The sequence below is a fragment of the uncultured Sphingobacterium sp. genome (assembly GCF_964277905.1).
Lineage (GTDB): Bacteria > Bacteroidota > Bacteroidia > Sphingobacteriales > Sphingobacteriaceae > Sphingobacterium > Sphingobacterium siyangense.
The window spans coordinates 290,672-311,568 of the sequence record NZ_CAXYKD010000048.1; the positions used below are offsets into that span (position 1 = coordinate 290,672).

Genomic DNA, 20,897 nt, shown 5'->3' on the forward strand with positions numbered 1-20,897 from the left:
AAGCATAGCAAATTTTTTAAGCGCGTAAAGCCATTATCTTTGTGACATATTTTCCGATAATATCAAACTCCAAGTTGACTGTGCTACCCACTTCAACTTGTTGCAAGTTGGTATGCTCTAGTGTATACGGAATGATAGCAACTGAAAACTGATCGTCTTTAGAGTCTACTACTGTTAAGCTGATACCATTTACGGTAATGGATCCTTTTTCTACGGTGATATTTTGTTTGGAAACATCATATTGAAAGGTGAAAATAAAACTACCATTTTCATCTTTCTTTTGGATACATCGCGCAGTCTGATCCACATGTCCCTGGACGATATGTCCATCAAATCTTCCTCCTGCCAAAGTACAACGTTCCAGATTGATCAGGTCGCCCACCTTTAATTGAGCGAGATTTGTCTTCTGCAAGGTTTCATCAATTGCCGTCACTTTATGCTGATTATTGTTCAATCCCACAACGGTAAGGCAAACGCCATTATGACTTACACTCTGGTCTATTTTAAGTTCATTGGAAATAGCAGAACTGACGTAAAAATGGATATTGCTTTTTTCCTGTTCGATATTTTCTATTTTTCCTAGGGTTTCTATGATTCCAGTAAACATGATATTTTTTTTGATTGATTCCAAAGTTACTAAATAATTAAATGAAATATCGATGTTTAGATAGCACAATGTGGTAGATAAGAGCTCATGGTGATTACATCTGAAATCAGACTTCACCACCAAGTTAAGTTGAATGGCAAACTTGAAAGTTAAGGGGCAATCAACAATTGTGGCCTGTATTGACGTGTAGGGTATATTTACGGATGCAATTGAGTACTTAAAGATAAAAGTGATAGCTAAAATGAGGGCAGGAGATGACCGGTCATTCTGTTGTAAAGATAAATAATGCAAGGGTTAAATACTGTGGCTGGGACTAGCTGAGCAAAGCAACCAAAAAAATAACCTGTTGAAAAATGCAAAAAGATTGTAGTGTACATTGTACACTTACTATTCCTTTTGTGATTGCTGTGCTAAAACAAATTTATGGGAGTTGAAAAAAAATATAACAAAATTTTTGTTTATATCATTTGAACCACTATCTTTGTCCTAGGTTTAGGTTGATTGCCTCTTACAAAGAGGTATTTATAAAAGCTTAGCAGGTCGCCCGACCGAATGCTAAGCTTTTTTTTGTGATCGTTTTTTTTGATTATTATTCTCGTAAATACTTAATAACAAGCTGTTTAATTTCTTTTATAAATTTCTGGGAGGAGGATGAGGGCTGTGTGGTAGCCGTTAACTTTTGAAGGTATACCATGCTGTCAGCACTAGGATGGTGAGATATTCAAATTTTTTCGATTTGAAACGTTCTTTTAACGCATGCAATGCTTTGGATCTCGCATAATAGATGGTTGATGCGGTTGTGTTCAATGTTTCACAAATTTCATCTGTATTCAAGCCTTCCAAAAAACTGAGCTTGCAGATCTGAGCTTGTTGTTTGGGAAGCAAATTGATTTCAGCAAGTAACAACTCGGTGAGTTCTGTTCGGAATATCTTCTTGAGTACATCTTCATCCGGAACTGACATATGCTGCAGAATATCGAGTTCCTCTTTCCGTATTTTGAATTGCGTAGTTCTTTGCATATCGATACAGGCATTTTTAGTAGCGATAAAAAGAAAGGCTTTGAGGCTTTCATAATGCTCTACCTTTTGTCTATTATTCCAGAGTTTAACAAAAACATCTGAGACAATTTCCTCGGCATCGGTTTTGTTGCGGAGATAAGAAAAGGCAAAATAGCGTAAAGAATGACCAAAATGATCCATAAAAAAGCATAAAGCCATTTCATCACCTTCTTTCAGTGTATTGATGTATGATTCTATTTGCCGCATACTTGGTTATTGATCGTTTTACGTTGGCCTTCGGGATATGTTTTGCTCCTTATGGTCAATACATCATTCAATAGGTAAATTCACATTCGAGCCCCGCTATGGATTGCTTGGCTAAATTACATAAAAAACTTGGGTTGTCATGATTCAATCCGGACAACCCAAGTTTTTTAAGATTAAAAAATTAAGAAAGAAATCGATTTATTTTTTAATCATCTTATTCGCTACAATCTCCCATTCCTGTATATGAGCAGGCTGGTGTTCATTATTGACAATTTCATCGAAATGCTGCAGCATTTGTGGGTGCTGTGCCGCGATATTTTTTTCTTCCCAAGGGTCTGTTGTTAAATCATATAATTGCCATTTTGCTTTAGGGTTTTTCTTCAGATCGAGTTTGACGGCCTTCCAGCGTCCTTCGCGGATGGCGATCTGGCCGCCCTTTTCTGGATATTCGAAATAGAGATATTGATGTTTTTGTTGGTTCTTTTGACCCAGCCAGGTTGGAAGGAGGGAGAGCCCATTACTGTGCCCGGGGCTTTGTTGAACCAGCTGAGCGAAGGTAGCCATGAGATCGTATTGGGCCGAAATCAAGTCTGTTTTGGAATTCGCTTTGATGCGGTTGGGCCACCTGACAATTAACGGAACTTTGATACCGCCTTCAAAAACATCCATTTTCAATCCTCGAAGTGAATCGACACTGCGGAAAAAACGATAATCTATGCCCCCATTAAAGCCAGTTCCGTTGTCACTGGAGAATAGAATAATGGTATTGTCATCTATTCCCAATGCTTTGATATGCTTCATAATCGTGCCGACCTGGTCATCCAGATAGGTGATCATACCGGCATAGGTTGCTCTTGGATAGGGGGTAGCCGTATAGCCGTCCTGTCCGTAATAAGGTTTGTCATGGAAGAGGTCCTTATATTTATCTACATATTCCTGTGGAACTTGTAGTGATAAGTGCGGCAATGTATAAGGAAGGTATAAGAAAAAAGGTTTGCGTTGGTTTTTGTCGATAAAAGCTAGTGCTTTCTCTGTCATTAGTTCAGGTGCATATTCCTTACCGTCAAACTGTTTGAAGTCCTCCGCCGTGGCCTTACTGGAATCTAAAGGAGAATGGACAAATTTTTCCTTGTTTTGAAGGGGATATTTTGTTTCATTTTCCCAAAGATGTGTTGGGTAGTAATTGTGTGCCTGTTTTTGGTCCAGGTAACCGAAGAAATAGTCAAATCCCTGTTTATTGGGGCTTCCGGTGGAATTATTCATTCCAAGTCCCCACTTTCCAATGGCAGCGGTCTGATAACCGGCTTTTTTAAATAGGTGAGCCATGGTATACGTTCCTTCAGGTAGTGGCATCTGGCCACCCTCGAGACTATCTGCGAAACCGCCCAATTCATAATTTCCGCGAATATAAGATTGGCCACCATGCTTGCCCGTTAATAACATGCAACGGGCTGGGGCGCATACTGGAGTACTGGTATAGTGGTTTATAAAGCGTAAACCTTCATGTGCCAGCTGCTGGATATTTGGTGTTTTGATCAATCGTTGTCCATAGGGCTCAGTTTCGGCATAACCTAAATCGTCTGCATAAAAAAATATGATATTGGGCAATTTATGCTGCTTTTTCTTTTGTTGTGCAAAAAGAGTCCCCCATCCGAGGAGGATGAGGGAAAGTCCAACTTTTAGTTTCATTTTTTACGTTCTCCTTCCAATAATTGCTTGAGTTCAGCGACCTTTTCTGGATATTTTGAAGCCACATTATTCTTTTCGCCGATATCATTTTTAAGATCGTATAACTGATCTTCCGGAAGACTTCCTGTTTCTGTATCGGTTAATTTCATGTAGGGGGAACCTTTGCTTGGCGCAATATATTTCCATTCGTCCTTTACGATGGCAAGTGTCTGTGCATGCTGAACCATACTGCTACGTCCCTTATTATCTTGACCGGTTAAGGTTTTCAAGAGCGGCGCGCTGTCTTTTGCTTCATCTGCTTTTAGTGGAACATCCAATAATTGGGCACTTGTTGCCAAGAGGTCTATTTGGCTGATCAATGCATTGGAAACTTTCCCTTGTGCAACGCCCTTGCCGCTTACGATAAAGGGCACGCGAGTTCCGCCTTCGAAGATGCTATATTTACCACCGCGTAGTGGACCTGCGGGTAAATGGCCATTTTGCTGGGCCACAGCGCCATCCATATAGCCGTCGTCGAGAACGGGGCCGTTGTCGCTGCTGAAAATTATAATCGTGTTTTTGTCAAGTCCCAAAAGTTGCAATTGCTGTTGAATTTGTCCGACGGTCCAATCCAATTGAAGAATTGCATCACCGCGGTAACCAAGTTTGCTTTTACCTTTAAATTGTGTTGCTGGCATGCGAGGGACGTGTGGTTCTGTCAAGCAGAAGTAGAGAAAGAACGGTTTGTTTTGGTGTTGTGAAATAAAGTCCTGGGCTTTGTGAAGAAATGTTGTGGAAACTTCTTCGTCTACCCATCTTGCACGTGTTCCACCGCTCATGTAACCAATTCTCCCGATACCGTTGACAATAGTTTGATTATGTCCCTGGCCAGGTGAAGAATGCATTTTGAGCAGTTCGGGATGTTCTTTTCCTGTGGGGTCGTTACCTATTTTCTTTTCATAGTCGACCAGGATTGGATCATTGGCCTCTGCAGCGACGACCTGATCATTTTCAAGGAACACTGTTGGGACGCGATCTGCTGTTGCAGGAAAAATGAATGAATAGTCAAAACCTACATCATTAGGTCCGGGTTTGATGGGAGCATTCCAGTCTTTTTGGACCTGATTTCCGAGTCCCATATGCCATTTGCCAACAATGGCAGTAGCGTAGCCCGCATGTTTAAATACTTTGGGTAAGGTAATTTTATCTGTTGGAACGATTAGCTTGGCATCTCCGGGCAGAATGCCTGTACCTTCCTGACGCCAGGGATACGTACCGGTCATCAATGCAAAACGGGAAGGGGTACAAGTTGCCGAAGTACTATGAGCATTGGTAAATCGTACGCCGCTTTGGGCGAGTTTATCCAGGTTGGGGGTTTCGATTTGCTTGGCACCATAGCTGCTTAAATCACCAAAACCAAGGTCGTCTGCATAAATATAGATCACATTTGGTTTACTAGCCTTTTGGGCAAAACTAACCGTGGGGAGCGCTGCGAAAAGGCTCGAGGAGAGTAATAACGTTAGGGATAGTGGCTTCTTCATATACGTTAAGTTTTGTTTAAAGGGTATCGTTTGACAATTGACGATACCCAAGATACTATTTTAGATTTGGATTGATATTAACTTCATTTTGCGGAATTGGCCAATGTTCATCTTGGCCAGCCCGGAAGGATTTGCTGGTCACATACCATCGGCTATAAGGGTCTTTACTTCCACCGGATTTTATACGAAGATTTTTCGCATTTGGAAATGGGGCGCCATAAAAGTCACCTTTCAGTACATCCTTTGCGATACCCCAACGTAGTAAATCCCAATAACGAAGTCCTTCCAATGCGAGTTCCACACGTCTTTCGTTGCGTAACGTCGTGCGCAAGGTGGTACTACTTTGGACGTTAATGGCTGGCATATTAACGCTGCTTCTTTTTCTGACAGCGTTGATGGTTTTGTCGAGTAGGTCGCTGGTAATAGGATCTCCATTTTCGAGTTTGGCTTCAAGGTAACTCAGGAGAACTTCGGCGTAGCGTACAATAGGAACGTCGGCTCCAGAGTTTTGTAAGTTTCCACTAAACCCCTCGTCGTTGAACTTGCGTAATCCGTAGCCCGTACGTGTGGCCTGTTTTGTGGTTGTCAATTGGTCGATAGATAGGGTGGAATCGGGGTGAGACGTATATTTAAGGTTTTTAAAACGATCACCATTCGTTATCACGGTGAAGGCTAAACGCGGATCTCGGTTTTTGCTAATGTCTTGCGCATTATAGCGCGCATCATCATACGAAAATGCCGTTCCATCGGTGAAACCATAGCTTTCTACAAGACTACCGAGCGGACAGTGAAGATGCCAGCCGCCTGCGATTGCCGGAAAATTGTGCTGAAACATACCGTTTCCGGCAAGATCAACCAAGTACTGCGTGGCAAAAATAATCTCTTTGCTCGTTTCGTTGGTTCCATTAAATAAGCCTGAATAGTTCGGATCTATGCTATTTTCATTGGCATTGATGATCTGCTCATAGCTTTTGATAGCGTCGGCGTAAGATTTTTCTGCCAGTTGGATGCGTCCAAGGAAAGCGAGGGCTGCCTGTTTGCTTGCGCGGCCCCTTTCTGCGGTAGTCAATTTGCCATAACTAGGTAAGTCGTTTGCCGCTTCCTGCAATTCACGCGCGACAAATGTAACCAATTCCTGTTTTTTCGCTTTGGAAACCTGATTCGCTTCACTGGGCGTTAAAGTTTTGGTAACTAAAGGGGCATCACCCCAGTATTGGGACAGGTAGAAATATTGGCAAGCACGAATAAACCGAGCTTCGGCTTTAAAGCGTGCGAGTAGATCTGCTGAAATAGGAGTTTTATCTATATTTTCAAGAAAATAATTTACACGGGCGATTTTCTTGTAGGTATACATCCAATAATTGTCTAAGTTGCTATTATTGCTCGTTAAGGTACCATCGGATAGTTTGTTGAAAACCGAATTATCACCACGTCTATCGTAGGCATTGTCCGAAGCAAACTCCAGGTAAAGAAGTCCGTTATAGGACCACCAATCTGTGGGGCTGAATTCGGCGAGGGAGTTCATTTGTATTTCCGCTTTGTATAATCCTGTCAGCGCTGCTCGGGCATTCGTTTCGTTTGTCCAAAAGGTTTCGTTGGCAAATTTATCCAGTGGATTGGTTTCCAGCTGTTTTTTGCAACTGGTACTTAGGCTTGATGCAAAAAGAATGCATAAGGCCAATTTTATAGGTTTATATGAGATGTGTATCATGTTTTTTTATCGATTGGTTAAAAACTAAGGTTAACCCCAAATGTAAAATTGCGCATAATAGGGTAGTAGGCGCCGCTTGAATTGATTTCGGGATCCCATCCTTTTCTATAATTGCTTGCTGTGAATAGGTTTTCGGCATTTGCGTAAACCCTTAGACCTGACAATTTCCATTTGTTAAGGATATGCTTCGGAATGGTATAGCCCAATTGGATGTTCTTAAGCCGTAGGTAGCTCGCATCCAGTAACCAGTAGTCTGATAGCAGGGTATTTGGTGTGCCGGTATTCGGCAATTGTTCAATTCTTGGGTATATGGCATTTCGATCGGGATTGGCTGCAGTCCATCTGCCGTCAGCTTGCCAGCGTTGGATATTGCCGTTTTGTGTCAACCCAAATCCAGCATAATTGTCCAATAAGCCTTTGACACCGCTTACACCTTGAAGAAGTATTCCTAAGTCAAACCCTTTGTAGTTCATTCCGATATTCATCCCGTAGGTGTATTTGGGGATACGTGATCCAATTACAGTTCGGTCGTACGTAGCGTCTACTTTTCCATCAGGTACACCGTCGGGGCCACTGATGTCCTTGTAGCGGATATCGCCTGGTTGCGGTTTGGGGTTGATGCTGGTTTGATTGGCATAGCTTGCAATATCGGCTGCATCAATAAACAAGCCATCGGCCTGGTAGCCGTAGTAGGCTTGAATCGGGTAACCGATAAATAGGGTTGAACCATTTCCCACTAAGCCATTCGGTTGATTGATATTGCCGACACCCAAATCGACGACCCTATTTTTGACCGTAGAGAAGTTAAGATTGACGTTGTAAGAAAAATCATTTATTTTTTTTTGATGCCCTAGTGTAAATTCCCATCCTGTATTTCGAAGTTTTCCAGAATTTTGTACACCTACTTCAAAACCCAAAATTTTGGAAACACTAGAACCTGGGCTCACCAAAATATCGTAAGTATATCGGTTATAATAGGTACTGCTGAATGTCAGTAAATTTTTAAATAAAGCCACTTCTACGCCCGCATCTGCCGTTCGGGTCGATTCCCAGCGTAGCATAGGGTCAACAATTGTTGTTCGGGCGACCCCTGGAGAAATAGTGTTTCCAAAGGGGTAATTGTAACCTGGATTTAAAACATCCTGGTATGGGTAGTTAGAGACAACGCGCTGTTGGACATTATTGACAATATTTTGGTTACCGAGAACCCCATAAGATCCTTTGATTTTCAATTCGTCTATCCAACTATAGTGGTCCTTTATAAACGATTCTTCACTCAGTAGCCAACCTACTGCAATTGAAGGAAAAGTGGCATACTTTTTATCGGTTGGAAAACGGGAAGACCCATCGTATCGAACAACACCTTCGACCAGGTATTTCTTGGCATAGTTATATTGCACGCGGGCAAATAAAGATTCCAATGCCCACTCAGTAGCTGTACCAGTGTTTTGTTGTCCATCTGGTGAACCTACATTTAACTCGGTAAGATCATTGCTGGGAAAATTCTGGCGGTAAGCGCTTAAACCTTCGCTGTAGCCTTTCTCGAAAGAATAACCGCCCAATATTTTCAAGGAATGTTGCCCAATCGTTTTGTTATAGTCTGCTAAGGCCTGAAACGTTTTATATGTTTCATAAGGAGCAGTTTGATTGAGGCTTGAAGGTCCGAGCGTAATGGAATTGTTGATCCGTTGTGATGCTCTAAAAAGTTTTGTGCGGCCATTCGTCTGCGTATAGCCCCCAATAGCGGACAAGGTCAGATCTGAAATCGGTTTCCAGTCGAGTCTTGCGTTTCCAGAGATATTAGACACTTTTTCTTTGTAGAAGGATTCGCTCTCCAGGAAAGATACCGGTGTCCCCTTCAGGTTATTCCCTGCGCCCCAGTCGCCATTGCTCAGGCGGATCGGGTATATGGCGGGATAGCGAATCACCTGAGAAATGATATCCGTCATGCTGGAGAAGTCAAGCGTTGCCGGTGCTGCCGGTTCGTCTGTTTCGGTCTGAATTGCCGCTACCCGCGTCGTTAATTTGAGCTTGTCATTGAGGTTTGATATGAGATTGAGGCGGACATTGTATTTGTCAAAATTGTTTTTGATGACAATACCTTTTTGATTGAGAAAGCCAGCAGATAAGGTGTATTGTATTTTATCTGTGGTATTGGATATATTTAGGTTGTGGCCTGTTTGCGCCGCTTGGGACTTGAATGAACTGGTTAAGTAATTACTATTTGGGTAGTTGTCGGGATCCGAGCCATCTTTAAATTTTTGGATCTCCTCTGCGGTGTAGCCTCCGCCGCCACTTGTGGTTTCATTGAGCAAGGAAGCGTACTCCCAAGAGTTGACAAATTCGGGGAACGCTGTTGGTTTCTGGATACCGTAATAGCCATTGTAATTGACCGTTAATTTTCCACCTGTTGCCCCGGTTTTTGTTGTAACAAGAATAACGCCGTTGGCGGCTCTAGCTCCGTATATGGCTGCCGAAGAGGCGTCTTTCAGTACCGAGATAGATGCAACATCATTTGGGTCGATATCATTGAAGGAATTGGTGGGTATACCGTCAACTAAAATAAGTGCGTCGGTACTTGCACCGAACGAACCCACACCACGGATCTGTATGGTATTGTTTGCTGCTCCAGGCTGACCAGATCGCTGTATGACGGTTACACCGGGCATTTGACCTGTGAGGGCCTGCGCAAGCTGGGGAACGGAGCGTTTGGCTAGTTGTTTCCCATCAACTTGGGAAACCGAACCGATTAATTCTTTCTTTTTTGTCGTACCGTAGCCTACGACGACGACTTCTTCCAATGCATCGACCTGTTGGCTAAGTTCAATATTCAGGTAAAGCTGGTTGGATAATGGGATTTCTTTGGTTTGGTAGCCGATCATTTTAATCACGAGTACGGCATTATTATTTGCTTCGATCTGAAAGTTACCGCTTTCATCTGTCGTGGTTGCCCTTGTCGAACCTTTTATTATAATCGTCGCGCCCTGAAGCATTGTTCCTTTGCTATCGTGAACATTTCCTTTGAATGTGCGGGTTTGTTGTACTAACGTGTAGTTATTTGGAAGCTCATAAGTCGGATAATTTGTTTTTAACTTCGTTACGACAAGCATATTGTCCTGAAAACTCCAATCGACAGGTTGGTCTTTTAAGAGAACCTGTATGGCTTTTTCTAAAGGCATATTACGAACCTGCGCCTCAATTTTAATGTCGGCAAGTTCTTTACCATTCAACAGAAAGGGGACGCCACTCTGTTTTTGGATGGTACGTAATACCTGCACCAAAGACATTTTTTTGGCGTTAATAGTAATTGATTGTGCGTAGCTAGCTGCAGACAGCTTAACAACGCATGCAAGGGTAAAAAAGGCACTAAGCTTCATTTTGGTCTTCCATTGCTTGGGTATGTTCACAGCAATTCGATTTCTATGAACAAGAAAATTAAAATTCATAAATTTGTTGAATTAGGGATATAATCTATTATTAAACTGATTGGGTAAATCGGTCAAAAATGGAGATCACTATTATGGCCGATTAATGTTCGTAGCATTGGTCGGCTTTTTTAGTATCTCGTTTGGTCTCGTTAGGTTGGTTTTCTCATAATTGTTGTTTTTGGGTTATTTCATGGATAATTGGTTAGTTTGAAACAAAGAGTTTACGAACTCCATTTTCTTGGATCAAGTCAAATTTAATATGGCTACGCTCCAGGATCTTTAGGACTGCCGCGAGACTTTTCGTGCGTTTAATTTCGCCATATAAAAGTGTTTCTTTTATCGGTTGCGTGTAGATGATTTGCAGGTCATACCATTGGCCGATCAGTTGTAGAGCAGTATGGAGGTCCGTTTCATTAAAATAGAATTTATTGTCGAGCCATGCGATGTAATTAGCGGGATCGACCACTTTTTTGGATAGTTGACCCGAAGCTAAGAGCGCTTGCTGATTGGGCTTGAGCTGTAACGTTTGCCCTTGCGCCGATAGATTGATACTCCCCTCTACAAGCGTTGTACTACTTTGGGATTTTGAATAGGTATTTACGTTGAATTCAGTGCCCGTGACTTCAATTTGTTGCCCGTTGGAAAGAACATGGAAGGGTACCTTTTTATTTTTTGCAATTTTAAAATAGGCTTCACCGTCCACTTCAACAACACGTTTGTTTTTTGCAAAATGAAGCGGGTATTTGAGTGTTGTTTTTGCATTGAGCGTAATCTCCGATCCATCTTCCAGTTGGAGTTGCAGCATCGTGCCAGCAGGGGTGTTGACGGTGGCCATCAGATCTCCTTTTAAAGATGCGTTTTGAAGGATAGTACCGTCTTCGTAGGTTAAATTTTCTCCTGAAACCAAGGCTCCTTTCTGACTCGATACCTGGAGCACTTTGCCGTTCGAAAGCCGTATTTCTGCCTGGTTGCTCTGTGCTTCTACGTCATTTAAGACGATTCGATTACTGACCGGTGCAACTTGTTTTCTAACCATGAAATACATCAAACCTCCTAAGATTATGCTTATTAAAGCTGCTGCGTAGGGAAGCAGGTGTTTTATGTTTCTGATAGGAGATGGTTTAACGGCAGAGGTCCGAATAGTTTCTAGGGTCTTTGCTTTTAACCTTTCGTTCCAATCCATTGTATCTGAAGCCTGAAGCTCGCTCCATTGATTCAAGTCGTTTATCAAATCATGGTTATCCAGGAGGTCTTCAAAAAAAACACGATGTTCTGATGATTCATCCAACCATAACTTTAAATCGGTCTTTTCATCGGACGTTAAGTTGTCGCCAATGTACTTTATGATTAGTTGTTTGATATCATCAGTCAATCTCATGGTATATAATTTTAGATAGATACGTAACAGGGAGGATAAACCTTAGTAAAAAAAGTAAAAAAATAATTAGGTGCAGCACGTCGACAAATATTAAGCTCCAACCGACCAATATCGTCAATACCACGTCCAATATTGCTTTGGCATTTATCTTAACGGATTAATTCGCATCTTTAAAGAAGATTATTGTTTTTACTTAAAGCTTGATGGTTAAAGGGATTTATCAGCTGTAACTTGTAAAAGGTCGGCGTTGAAATCAGTTTTGGGATTGCCACTCCCCGCAGGAACTGGTCGAAATGTATTAAAGGGAATAGGAAGGAACGAGGAGTTCAGGCCTATTCGCCGCTTTGTTTATTTATTTTAAAATAGTGTGCTGATGAAAAGGAAGCTAAGTTTTATTTTCCTGCAAATTATAGGGTTTAGTGTATTGACGACCTTTGTCCTTACAGCCATACTTCAGGCAAATAATGAGGCTGCAAAAAGAGCACGTTGCTACATGCCCTTTTTTACAGAATTGTTGCTTTCATTCGTGGCACTCTGTATTGCGATTGGTACGATATCTATTTTTCTAAATCTAAATAAGCAATTCAGAAACAGTAGGGTTGGACGGGCACTATCCTTTGTTTTATTGCCCGCCGCTATTAGCCTATTGTTTTCGTCCTTTCTGATCCAAGCTGGTGGAGCATCCAATATATTTGAAATGCTCCACATGGCTGCAACCGTAGTTCCGGTATGGGGGTTGATCTTATGGCAATATAATAGATTTAATCATTGGCTGGCTACTACGGCTTACCAACATTAATTATAATGACAGCCATTAAAATCAGGAGTATGCCAAACCATTGGAATCCTGAAACAACTTCCTGTAGAACCAACATGGCAGATAAGGTTGAAACAGGGATCTCCAGACTTGAAATAATATTTCCCATCGCTATTCCGGTTTTTGGGATTCCTTTTGTAAATAGTAAGGGTGGAAGAATAGTTCCAAAAATGGCAATCAATAACCCCCAAGGCAATGCATTAGGTTGCATATACCGAATAATATCAATGTTCCAAAATGCTACGATGAGTAGCAGTCCGCCTAAGACCAAGAATTGGCTACGTACCGGACTCGGCAACTCTTTCTCCACTGTGCTTGAAGCATAAATTGCCAGCGCATAACTTATTCCCGCTCCGAAACCCAGTATTATTCCTCTGTAATCAAGGTGATTATTGTTTTGGAATAGATTGGTTGCTAAGGTCGTTCCGAGCAAAACAATAATAACTCCTGTTATCTTGCCTTTTGATGGAAACTTTTTCAACAGCACTGCTTCTGCAACCAAACTTATCCAAATGGATTGCATCAGTAAAATAATTCCAGCGGATACGGGGATATATTGGATGGAGAGATAGTAAAGTGTTGTTGTCAGACCAAGGGAAATGCCCCAGACCATCAGTTTAATTTTTGATGAAAATTTGATGGCATTATGTTCTTCTGCATTACGCTTTGATAACAGATTAAAGGCCAACAAAAAGAGAAAACCAAACATAAACTGCAGAAAGGTTAACAAACTTGTGTGTATCCCTAAATGGTTTGCGTATTTCACAATTGTTGCGAGCAGTCCGTAACTGCAAGCGCCGGCAGCAACATAGAGTGTCGATTTATAATCCTTCATGTTGAAAGTAGTTTTGAAATAAAGCCAACTGTTGTGATAGTGATTTGCTCCAATAAGCAGTATCGTGTCCTCCTTTTGATTCGATGTAAAGATGCTCGATATTTTTGTCGGTCAGATGCTTGTGGAATGTGCGGTTCATTTCCAGCATTTGCAGGTCTTCAGTTCCACAATCGAGGATATAGCGTTGTTTATTGTGCTTCATTTTATCTTCGTTGCTGTAGATGCGGTCTACATCGTTCAGATTTTTATAGTCGCCCAATACCTTGTCTACCTGATATTGCTGGTAAGCTTGTCCGAAGCGGTCGAAATCAAGAGCACCGCATGAACTTCCGACGATCGAAAATGTCTGTGGATAGGCTATGCCGATGTGCAATGCTCCGTAGCCACCCATGCTCCAGCCCAGTATTCCGCGCGCATTTCGGTTTTGTTGGGTCGGGTAGTGATGATCGATGTAACTTACTAGCTCATTTCCGATAAAAGTGGTGTACTGTGCATGTGGATCGATGGGACTATCTACGTACCAAGAATTGAAATTTCCATCGGGTAGCACGTAAATAGTCTGAAATGTTTTTGCTTTTTGGATTAAGTCCGGAATGTCTTCTTGCACGGTACGGGTGGGGTTGCCGCTATAACCATGGAGAATATAAACTGTTTTATAATTGATCCCGTCTTGCATGTCGGGCGTAATTATAATGGTTTCAATGTTTTTGTCCATTTTGGCACTATGGATTTTTGTCCTAACGACTTTTTGTGCCGCCAGTGGTAGGCTAAGGGCAGAAAATAGGAGTGTGTATACTGTTTTCATAGCTTAAAATTTTGTCTTTATAAGGCAAAATTCAACAGTATAATCTTTAAAAACGTATACACATGTTGATGGAATTATTCTTTTAATTCCTTACGGATGCGACTTAATTGCGTGGGAGTTACACCAAGATAGGAGGCGATATGATGCTGCTTGAGGCGTTTGAAAAGCACCTGATTCTTATGAAGTTCAAGATAACGTTCCTTTGCAGATTCCCACTTGAGCTCGATTTCAAGTGGTTCTTTTTTGACCACCCAATTCTTTTCCAGGTAGGCTATCTGAAAGAGCGCCAAATCATGCTTTGTGCGGACAAGCTCACGGAAAGCCTTGGCTGAATATTGAATTAACTCCACATCTTCGAGTGCAATGATGTTGAAGGTGCTCGGTTTTTCTTCAATGATGGCGGCGGTGGAAGCGCAAAAGCTATTTTCTTCAAAAAACATTTTGTAGATAATATTGCCATCAGCGTTTGATTTATAATAACCTAATAATCCTTTGCATATAAAATAATAGTACTTAGCATATTCTCCAGCACGTAGAATATGTTCATTTTTTTTGAACTGCTTCACCTGAAAGATCGTTTTCAAAATTTCTGTCGTAGCTGGGCTAAGCGCAGCATAAGTATTCATTTCGAAGAGGAGTTTTTCTATCATCAATAGGTAACTGTTTTGTAAATGACCGATCTATCTATTTAACAAAGTTAGTGAAATGATAGCTTCAATTGTACTTTAACGGATTGTAACTTGGAAACTAAAGATTCTTACACTAGTCTTTGATGTAGTACTCGGTTCCATTCAGACCGACATATATTTCCTTGTCGAGGTCGCCGCGATAGCCAGTAAACAGCGGATACTGCTGTTCACGCAATGGATTATTATAAAGCTCCTCAATACTCGCATACTTTGCTTTTACAATGATTTGGTTAGTCTCACTATTTTTTATTCCTTTTAGTAAAGTGTTCTCACTGGTAAAATCTACGTAAGGTATTTCTTTTCTTTTGGGGCGGAAAATCAATTTAACTCCTTCCTCAATCAACTCCTTATTTTTTATGCGAAATTCCTGCATGGATTGCTCTTCCGGAAATATTTGTTTTCCACTCTGGTTGTCTTTGATATGTTGAAAGAGTGTGTTTTCATCTATACTGTCGCTAAAATAAACAGTTGAATTTTTATACAGATAAATTGTTGTTTCACCTGTTTTAAAATCGGCGGCATTGTATTTATATACTCGTGTACCCTTTTTATCGATACGGTAGCGTTCGCCATTGAATAGTACCCAAGCATAGTCTTCTGTTCCATATTTAATGATCTCGGGATTCTTTACATGGAAAAGTTGGAAATTGTAATCAGCTTCGAATAGTTCTGCTTTTTCAAAAAGTGCCTTTATTTTAACGTTTAGTGATTTGTCACAGTAGCCAAATAAGCCGTTCTGCATGAGTGTCGGAATTAAATCAGGATACACCAAATCCGTTAAAGCTAATTTATCTTGAGCATGAGTAGGTATACTTAAGAAAGTTAAAAGAAGTAAAACAAAATTTTTCATCCGTTGTGCTATTTAATGTGCATAACAAAACTATCAAATTAGATCCGTTAAAAAATCAATGAAAATAGTGATTTTTTAATCGGGGAATATTAGTGTCAATTCAACGTTAAAAATTAATCCAAATTTTCTATCTTTGTGGTCTGTTATACTATATCTAACATATTATCTGGTCTTACTCGAAAGACAACTCTAAAACAGAGTGATTAATGCATTGAAATTTTTTGGTTTTTAATGCACAGATAATCCTATCGACTTATTTCTTAATCTTAAACAAAACAAACGATTATCAAATCGGTTGCATTATCACTTTTGCGGTGTATTCAACATTTCAAAATGTGCTGAAACGATGAATAAAAATGAATAGTAAACAGTTAATAAGTAGAGATATCGAGCTATTTTACAATAGAGCATCCGAAGAAACTCGACTTGACAAAGGAATGGGCGTATTTGAATTTGAAAGAATTAAATCACTCGTAGAAAAATATATACCAACTTCATCTTCAAAAATAATAGACATTGGTGGTGGTACGGGAAAGTATTCGGAATGGCTTGCTAAAAAAGGACATCAAGTTCATTTGGTAGAGCCAGTTGCAAAACATATACAAATAGCCCAAAACAGAGCGAATAGATTAAAGAACAGGTTTTCTGTACATTTAGGAGAAGCTCGAAAATTGGAATTTCCAGATAATTATGCAGACCTAATAATACTGCACGGCCCTCTTTATCATCTTCAAAAAAAGGAGGATAGAGATTTAGCCATTTGCGAAGCTAAACGTATTTTAAAGAATGATGGGATTATTTTGGGTTTTGCCATCAATTATACGGCATCAACATTGGTTGGTCTTTTAAACGGCTTAATTCACAAAAAGCCATTTTTTGACATGTGCAAAGAAGAGTTAATAAGGGGGATGCACAATCCGCCCGATGATTTCCCTTGGCTTTTAGCAGAAGCATTTTATCATAAGCCAGAACAGCTAAAAGATGAATTTATAAATCAAGGCTTAGCCTATCTAAATACTTATGCCGTTGAGGGTATGGCATGGTTGGATAAAGAATACTTTGCTAATATGCTGAATAACAAAAAGCGAAGAACATTAATGGAACTTATTCAAGTTACTGAAAACGACAGCTATCTTTTACCCTTTAGTCCACACATGATGATAGCTGTGCAAAAAAAAATATAATTATGGAAAATAAAGAAAAATATTACAGAGCATTAATAGAAAATGACGGTCAACTCAATGAAATTGACCTCGGGGAAAAAATAGGACTTAATGAAGATGAAACAAACGAAATAATTGTACAGCTTCTAGCTGAACATAAAATTGAATATGCAGAAAACAGAGCGTGTAATTACAGTCTAATGAAAAGGGTAAGAAAGAAAAATAACAGCAGATAATGATAGCTAAATTTTACAACGAAACATCGTCTAAACTGGAAAAGGCAATCAATGAATTGGAAATTGAAACCGATTGTTCCGTATAACGGATGGAGGCTGTTATACACTTTATCCTTGAAGCACAGTCCTGAGCCTCCATTGGATCGAACCCGGCCGGCCCTTCTTTCGAATCCTAATAGCTTCAAAACAAGAAAAACTAATCTCTCGATTAGCTTTCTTCTTTGTGATCCCGCTGGGATTGGCTCAGCCCCTCATTTCCCAAACACATCCCTGAGCCTCCATTGGATCGAACCCGGCCGACCCTTCTTTCGAATCCTAATAATCTTAAAACAAGAAAAGCTAATCTCTCGATTAGCTTTTCTTTAGTGATCCCGCTGGGATTCGAACCCAGGACCCATACATTAAAAGTGTATTGCTCTACCAGCTGAGCTACGGAATCTTACTTCTTTGTTTTTGAACTACCGTTCCTTGTTTGAAGTGATGCAAAGATAGGGTTAATCCCTATTCCACGCAAGTATTTGTGCGATAAAAATGCGCTACGGCTGTTTAGGGCTTCATTTTTAGTGATTTATTTTTTTATTTAGGATAGAAATTCCCGGTCTTCATCCGATAATTGGGACTTTCTGTCGCTGTTTTCTTCTTCCGATTCGTCTATTTCTTCCTCTTCATACGCCCGCTGTTTCTTTTTTCCGATTTTCAATAGAGATACAAATACAATTCCTGCAATAAAAAAGGCTAATAATAGCTTCCATAGTGCCACTTGTGATTCCCCGAGAAAATTGAGCTGCACCGATTGCGGGTTTTTGACACACACAACTGTGATGATAACCGTTATCAAGATTAAAAAGATATTACGCATGTTACTGTAAACTATATGTCGTTATTCTAACAGCGAATATAGGGAATATCTGTTTTTAATCGATATCGATCTTTGCACGATTTAAGCGTAAAGAATTCAAGATAACCGAAACGGAACTGAAACTCATCGCAGCGGCAGCAATCATCGGGGACAGGAGAATTCCGAAAGTAGGATATAGAAGTCCAGCAGCCAATGGAATTCCGAGTATATTATAGACGAAAGCAAAACCCAGGTTCTCCTTAATATTACGGAGCAGTTTTTGGCTCAGTACCTTTGCTTTGGCTATTCCGATAAGGTCTCCTTTCAGCAAAGTGAGTGAAGCGCTTTGTATGGCAACATCGGTACCTGTGCCCATGGCAATGCCGATATCGGCTTGAGCAAGGGCAGGGGCATCATTGATACCATCACCAGCCATAGCCACCACATGTCCTTTTTGCTGTAACGCATGAATTTCCTGCAATTTATCTTTGGGCAAGGCATTGGCTTTGAAATGCTTGATGCCAACTTGATCCGCCACAGCCCTTGCCGTATGGATATTATCTCCCGTCAGCATAACGACATCGACTTTATGCTGTATAAGATATTGGATTGCACGCTTCGAAGAGGCTTTTATTTGATCTGAAATACTAAAATACCCCAATAAGCTACTGTCTTTTGCCAGGAAGGATACCGTCTTTCCATGGGATTGAGCAGTTTCGGCCAGCTGCTTCATATCATGAGGAATTGTTATGCCGATAGACTCAATCAACAATTGATTGCCCAGTGCTATGCTATGTCCAGCTATGTTTCCCTTGATTCCTTGCCCGGCAACATTTTCAAAATCGGAAACTGCAAGGTCCGTTTTACTATTTTCCTTTTTCGCCCTTTCAATAATAGCATGACCTAATGGATGTGTGCTATTGGCGTTTAAAGCGGCTGCCAAAGATAATATCTCGTCTTTGCTGCTGGAAGAGTTTGGCTGAATATCATCAACGGTAGGTTTTCCTTCGGTGATGGTACCTGTTTTGTCTGTTAGAACCACATCTACATGGTTCATTTTTTCCAGCGCACTTGCATCTTTGATCAGGATCCCATGTTTGGCCCCTTTGCCGACACCCACCATGACAGACATCGGTGTAGCGAGTCCCAAGGCACAGGGGCAGGCGACAATAAGTACGGCAAGTGCATTGGCAAAGCCGAATGCTAAGGAAGCGGAAGGAACCCAAAGCCACCAGGTAAGAAATGTCAAAATTGCAATAATGATGACAATCGGGACAAATATCTCGGATACTTTATCCGTTAATCGTTGAATGGGTGCCTTGCTTCTGCTCGCATCATTGACGAGTTGAATGATCTGAGCCAGTAGGGTGTCCGAACCGATACGTTCTGCTTTCATGAGGAAACTGCGGTCGCCATTGATTGTTCCCGAACTAACATGATCTCCTTCCTGTTTTTCTACCGGAATAGGTTCACCCGTCAGCATGGATTCATCAATGTTACTGTTGCCATCCATAATCTGCCCGTCAACGGGGATTTTGTCCCCGGGTTTTACTTTGAGTATATCTCCGAGTTGAATTTGATCTATGCCGATCTTTTTATCTATTCCATTTTCTACGCGCGTAGCTTCGGAAGGGCTCAGCTTGATCAGCTCTTTGATTGCCGAATTGGTTTTGGAATGTGCTTTGGCCTCCATCACCTGGCCTAATAATACCAAAGTCAATATGACGGTAACGGATTCGAAGTAAAGTGCAATGTAGCCATGATGATTTTTTAATTCAGCAGGGAAGACCTGCGGAAAAAATAGGCCAACCAAACTATAGACAAACGCAGCTCCAGCACCAAGTGCAATCAGGCTAAACATATTAAGGCGCCAGGTTTTGAAAGATACCCAGCCCCGTTGAAAAAAAGACCAGCAGGTATAAAAAACAACCGGCAGGGATAAAGCCAGCTGAACCCAGCCAGACAAACTCGGCGAAATGATTTTACCTATTGGATTACCGGCAAGCATTTCGCCCATGGAAAGTATAAAGATCGGGACCGTAAATAGGATAGAGACCCATAATTTCATACGTAGATCACGATAAGTGTGATCGTCGGCCTCATCATTCCCATTGGCTATAGGCACAAGGTCCATACCGCATATGGGGCAATTTCCAGGATGATCTTGTACAATCTCAGGATGCATAGGACAGGTATATTGAAGGTCTGTCTTTAACATGGGGACCTTTTCCAGATTCATGCCGCATACCGGACAGTTTCCAGGTTCGTTATAAAGTTTGTCGCCCTCACAATGCATCGGACAATAGTATTTATCAGCGGATGTATGACCATGTGCTTTGTCAGCTGTAGATATTGTCTGTGATCGATGTATCGTGGCATTTGACTGAGCGGAATGGTTGTGTTGCTGTTCGTGATGGATATGCGAGGTTGCTGCATGCTCAGTATGCAGCCTATTTTTAATTGCTGTTTCTGCATCGAGCTTAACCAAATGCATACCACAGATCGGACAATTTCCTGGCTGGCTGTACGTTTTTTCACCTTCGCAATGCATGGGGCAGCCATACCTGTCTGAAGCTTGTGCTACAATGTGTTGATCGGACTGTATGTCACCCTGATGCTTATGTATTTCATCGACCTGGTAAGGACCTAATTTTGATATTATTTCCTGTAATTGCTGTAACGGAATATGTTTCTGGGATGTTACTGTCATGCTTGGCGGGTTTAAAGTTACCTCGGCATGAACCCCAGGAAGCTCATTCAATGCATGTTCGATTGTGGACCTACATCCATCACAGGACATTCCTGAAAGTGTATAGTGGTGTTGCATAGCGTTGTCTTTGTTGCCTAAAGTTAAACGTTATATCGAGGTGATTTTTACACTTTTACCGGGTTTTCTTGTAAAATTTCCCGTTGATAATATGTGCTTCCGGTTTGCTCTCATTTTCTAGGTCGAACCAGCTTTATAGTCTTCGGGAGACGGAATATGGTGAAAAAAAAACAGCGAAATTACGCTATGATAAACACAATCGAGCGATGTTTTGTTTGCTCTGGGGATAGGTATGAGG

Annotated in this window: 16 protein-coding genes and 1 tRNA gene; 3 read left to right on the forward strand and 14 right to left on the reverse strand. The window is 41.0% G+C overall.

What is annotated here, in order from left to right; translation table 11 throughout:
• Nucleotides 1-16 precede the first annotated feature (16 nt).
• The 7 genes from ACHWSC_RS22920 to ACHWSC_RS22950 all read right to left on the reverse strand — a co-directional run bounded on the left by ACHWSC_RS22920 (nt 17) and on the right by ACHWSC_RS22950 (nt 11,599).
• Entirely contained in the window at nt 17-607 is a 591-nt protein-coding gene (locus ACHWSC_RS22920; protein ID WP_201664830.1) for a riboflavin synthase, read from the reverse strand.
• Nucleotides 608-1,279: 672 nt separating this feature from the next.
• Nucleotides 1,280-1,873, reverse strand: a complete 594-nt coding sequence (locus tag ACHWSC_RS22925; RefSeq protein WP_394678290.1) for an RNA polymerase sigma factor — start codon at nt 1,871-1,873, stop codon at nt 1,280-1,282.
• A gap of 198 nt (nt 1,874-2,071) precedes the next feature.
• Nucleotides 2,072-3,562 (reverse strand): arylsulfatase, encoded by a 1,491-nt coding sequence (locus ACHWSC_RS22930; RefSeq protein WP_394678291.1) that lies wholly within the window; start codon nt 3,560-3,562, stop codon nt 2,072-2,074.
• Nucleotides 3,559-5,082 carry a sulfatase-like hydrolase/transferase gene (locus tag ACHWSC_RS22935; protein ID WP_088161080.1) on the reverse strand — a complete coding sequence of 508 codons (1,524 nt, stop codon included), beginning with the start codon at nt 5,080-5,082 and terminating at the stop codon, nt 3,559-3,561. Before ACHWSC_RS22935 ends, ACHWSC_RS22930 begins: the two co-directional genes overlap by 4 nt.
• Nucleotides 5,083-5,137: 55 nt before the next feature.
• A complete protein-coding gene (locus ACHWSC_RS22940) occupies nt 5,138-6,793 on the reverse strand; it encodes a RagB/SusD family nutrient uptake outer membrane protein (RefSeq protein WP_394678292.1) in 1,656 nt (551 codons plus the stop codon).
• A gap of 17 nt (nt 6,794-6,810) precedes the next feature.
• Nucleotides 6,811-10,239 carry a SusC/RagA family TonB-linked outer membrane protein gene (locus ACHWSC_RS22945; RefSeq protein ID WP_394678293.1) on the reverse strand — a complete coding sequence of 1,143 codons (3,429 nt, stop codon included), beginning with the start codon at nt 10,237-10,239 and terminating at the stop codon, nt 6,811-6,813.
• A 184-nt stretch (nt 10,240-10,423) separates the two neighbouring features.
• The gene (locus ACHWSC_RS22950; protein ID WP_394678294.1) at nt 10,424-11,599 is read right to left on the reverse strand and encodes a FecR family protein; all 1,176 of its coding nucleotides are present in this window, start codon (nt 11,597-11,599) and stop codon (nt 10,424-10,426) included.
• A 373-nt stretch (nt 11,600-11,972) separates the two neighbouring features.
• Here ACHWSC_RS22950 and ACHWSC_RS22955 point away from each other — a divergent pair, with 373 nt between their 5' ends.
• Nucleotides 11,973-12,398: a hypothetical protein gene (locus ACHWSC_RS22955; RefSeq protein WP_394678295.1), complete on the forward strand. Its 426-nt coding sequence runs from the start codon at nt 11,973-11,975 to the stop codon at nt 12,396-12,398.
• Here ACHWSC_RS22955 and ACHWSC_RS22960 read toward each other — a convergent pair.
• From ACHWSC_RS22960 to ACHWSC_RS22975, 4 genes are all read right to left on the reverse strand, one after another.
• The gene (locus ACHWSC_RS22960; protein WP_394678296.1) at nt 12,379-13,251 is read right to left on the reverse strand and encodes an EamA family transporter; all 873 of its coding nucleotides are present in this window, start codon (nt 13,249-13,251) and stop codon (nt 12,379-12,381) included. The genes ACHWSC_RS22955 and ACHWSC_RS22960 overlap by 20 nt on opposite strands.
• The gene (locus ACHWSC_RS22965; RefSeq protein ID WP_394678297.1) at nt 13,238-14,056 is read right to left on the reverse strand and encodes an alpha/beta hydrolase; all 819 of its coding nucleotides are present in this window, start codon (nt 14,054-14,056) and stop codon (nt 13,238-13,240) included. The genes ACHWSC_RS22960 and ACHWSC_RS22965 overlap by 14 nt, the downstream gene beginning before the upstream one ends.
• A 74-nt stretch (nt 14,057-14,130) precedes the next feature.
• Nucleotides 14,131-14,706, reverse strand: a complete 576-nt coding sequence (locus tag ACHWSC_RS22970) for a Crp/Fnr family transcriptional regulator (RefSeq protein WP_183043953.1) — start codon at nt 14,704-14,706, stop codon at nt 14,131-14,133.
• A gap of 112 nt (nt 14,707-14,818) precedes the next feature.
• Nucleotides 14,819-15,595 (reverse strand): hypothetical protein, encoded by a 777-nt coding sequence (locus ACHWSC_RS22975; protein WP_394678298.1) that lies wholly within the window; start codon nt 15,593-15,595, stop codon nt 14,819-14,821.
• Between the two features lie 356 nt (nt 15,596-15,951).
• Here ACHWSC_RS22975 and ACHWSC_RS22980 point away from each other — a divergent pair, with 356 nt between their 5' ends.
• Together ACHWSC_RS22980 and ACHWSC_RS22985 are read left to right on the forward strand one after the other, a co-directional pair.
• The gene (locus ACHWSC_RS22980; RefSeq protein WP_394678299.1) at nt 15,952-16,779 is read left to right on the forward strand and encodes a class I SAM-dependent methyltransferase; all 828 of its coding nucleotides are present in this window, start codon (nt 15,952-15,954) and stop codon (nt 16,777-16,779) included.
• Nucleotides 16,780-16,781: 2 nt separating this feature from the next.
• Nucleotides 16,782-16,994: a hypothetical protein gene (locus ACHWSC_RS22985; protein WP_120334664.1), complete on the forward strand. Its 213-nt coding sequence runs from the start codon at nt 16,782-16,784 to the stop codon at nt 16,992-16,994.
• 366 nt (nt 16,995-17,360) lie between these two features.
• Here the strand turns inward: ACHWSC_RS22985 and ACHWSC_RS22990 are convergent.
• The 3 genes from ACHWSC_RS22990 to ACHWSC_RS23000 form a co-directional block, all read right to left on the reverse strand.
• A tRNA-Lys gene (locus tag ACHWSC_RS22990) sits at nt 17,361-17,433 on the reverse strand.
• A gap of 141 nt (nt 17,434-17,574) precedes the next feature.
• A complete protein-coding gene (locus ACHWSC_RS22995; protein ID WP_182981140.1) occupies nt 17,575-17,853 on the reverse strand; it encodes a lipopolysaccharide assembly protein LapA domain-containing protein in 279 nt (92 codons plus the stop codon).
• A gap of 55 nt (nt 17,854-17,908) precedes the next feature.
• Nucleotides 17,909-20,659 carry a heavy metal translocating P-type ATPase gene (locus ACHWSC_RS23000; RefSeq protein WP_394678300.1) on the reverse strand — a complete coding sequence of 917 codons (2,751 nt, stop codon included), beginning with the start codon at nt 20,657-20,659 and terminating at the stop codon, nt 17,909-17,911.
• Nucleotides 20,660-20,897 lie beyond the last annotated feature (238 nt).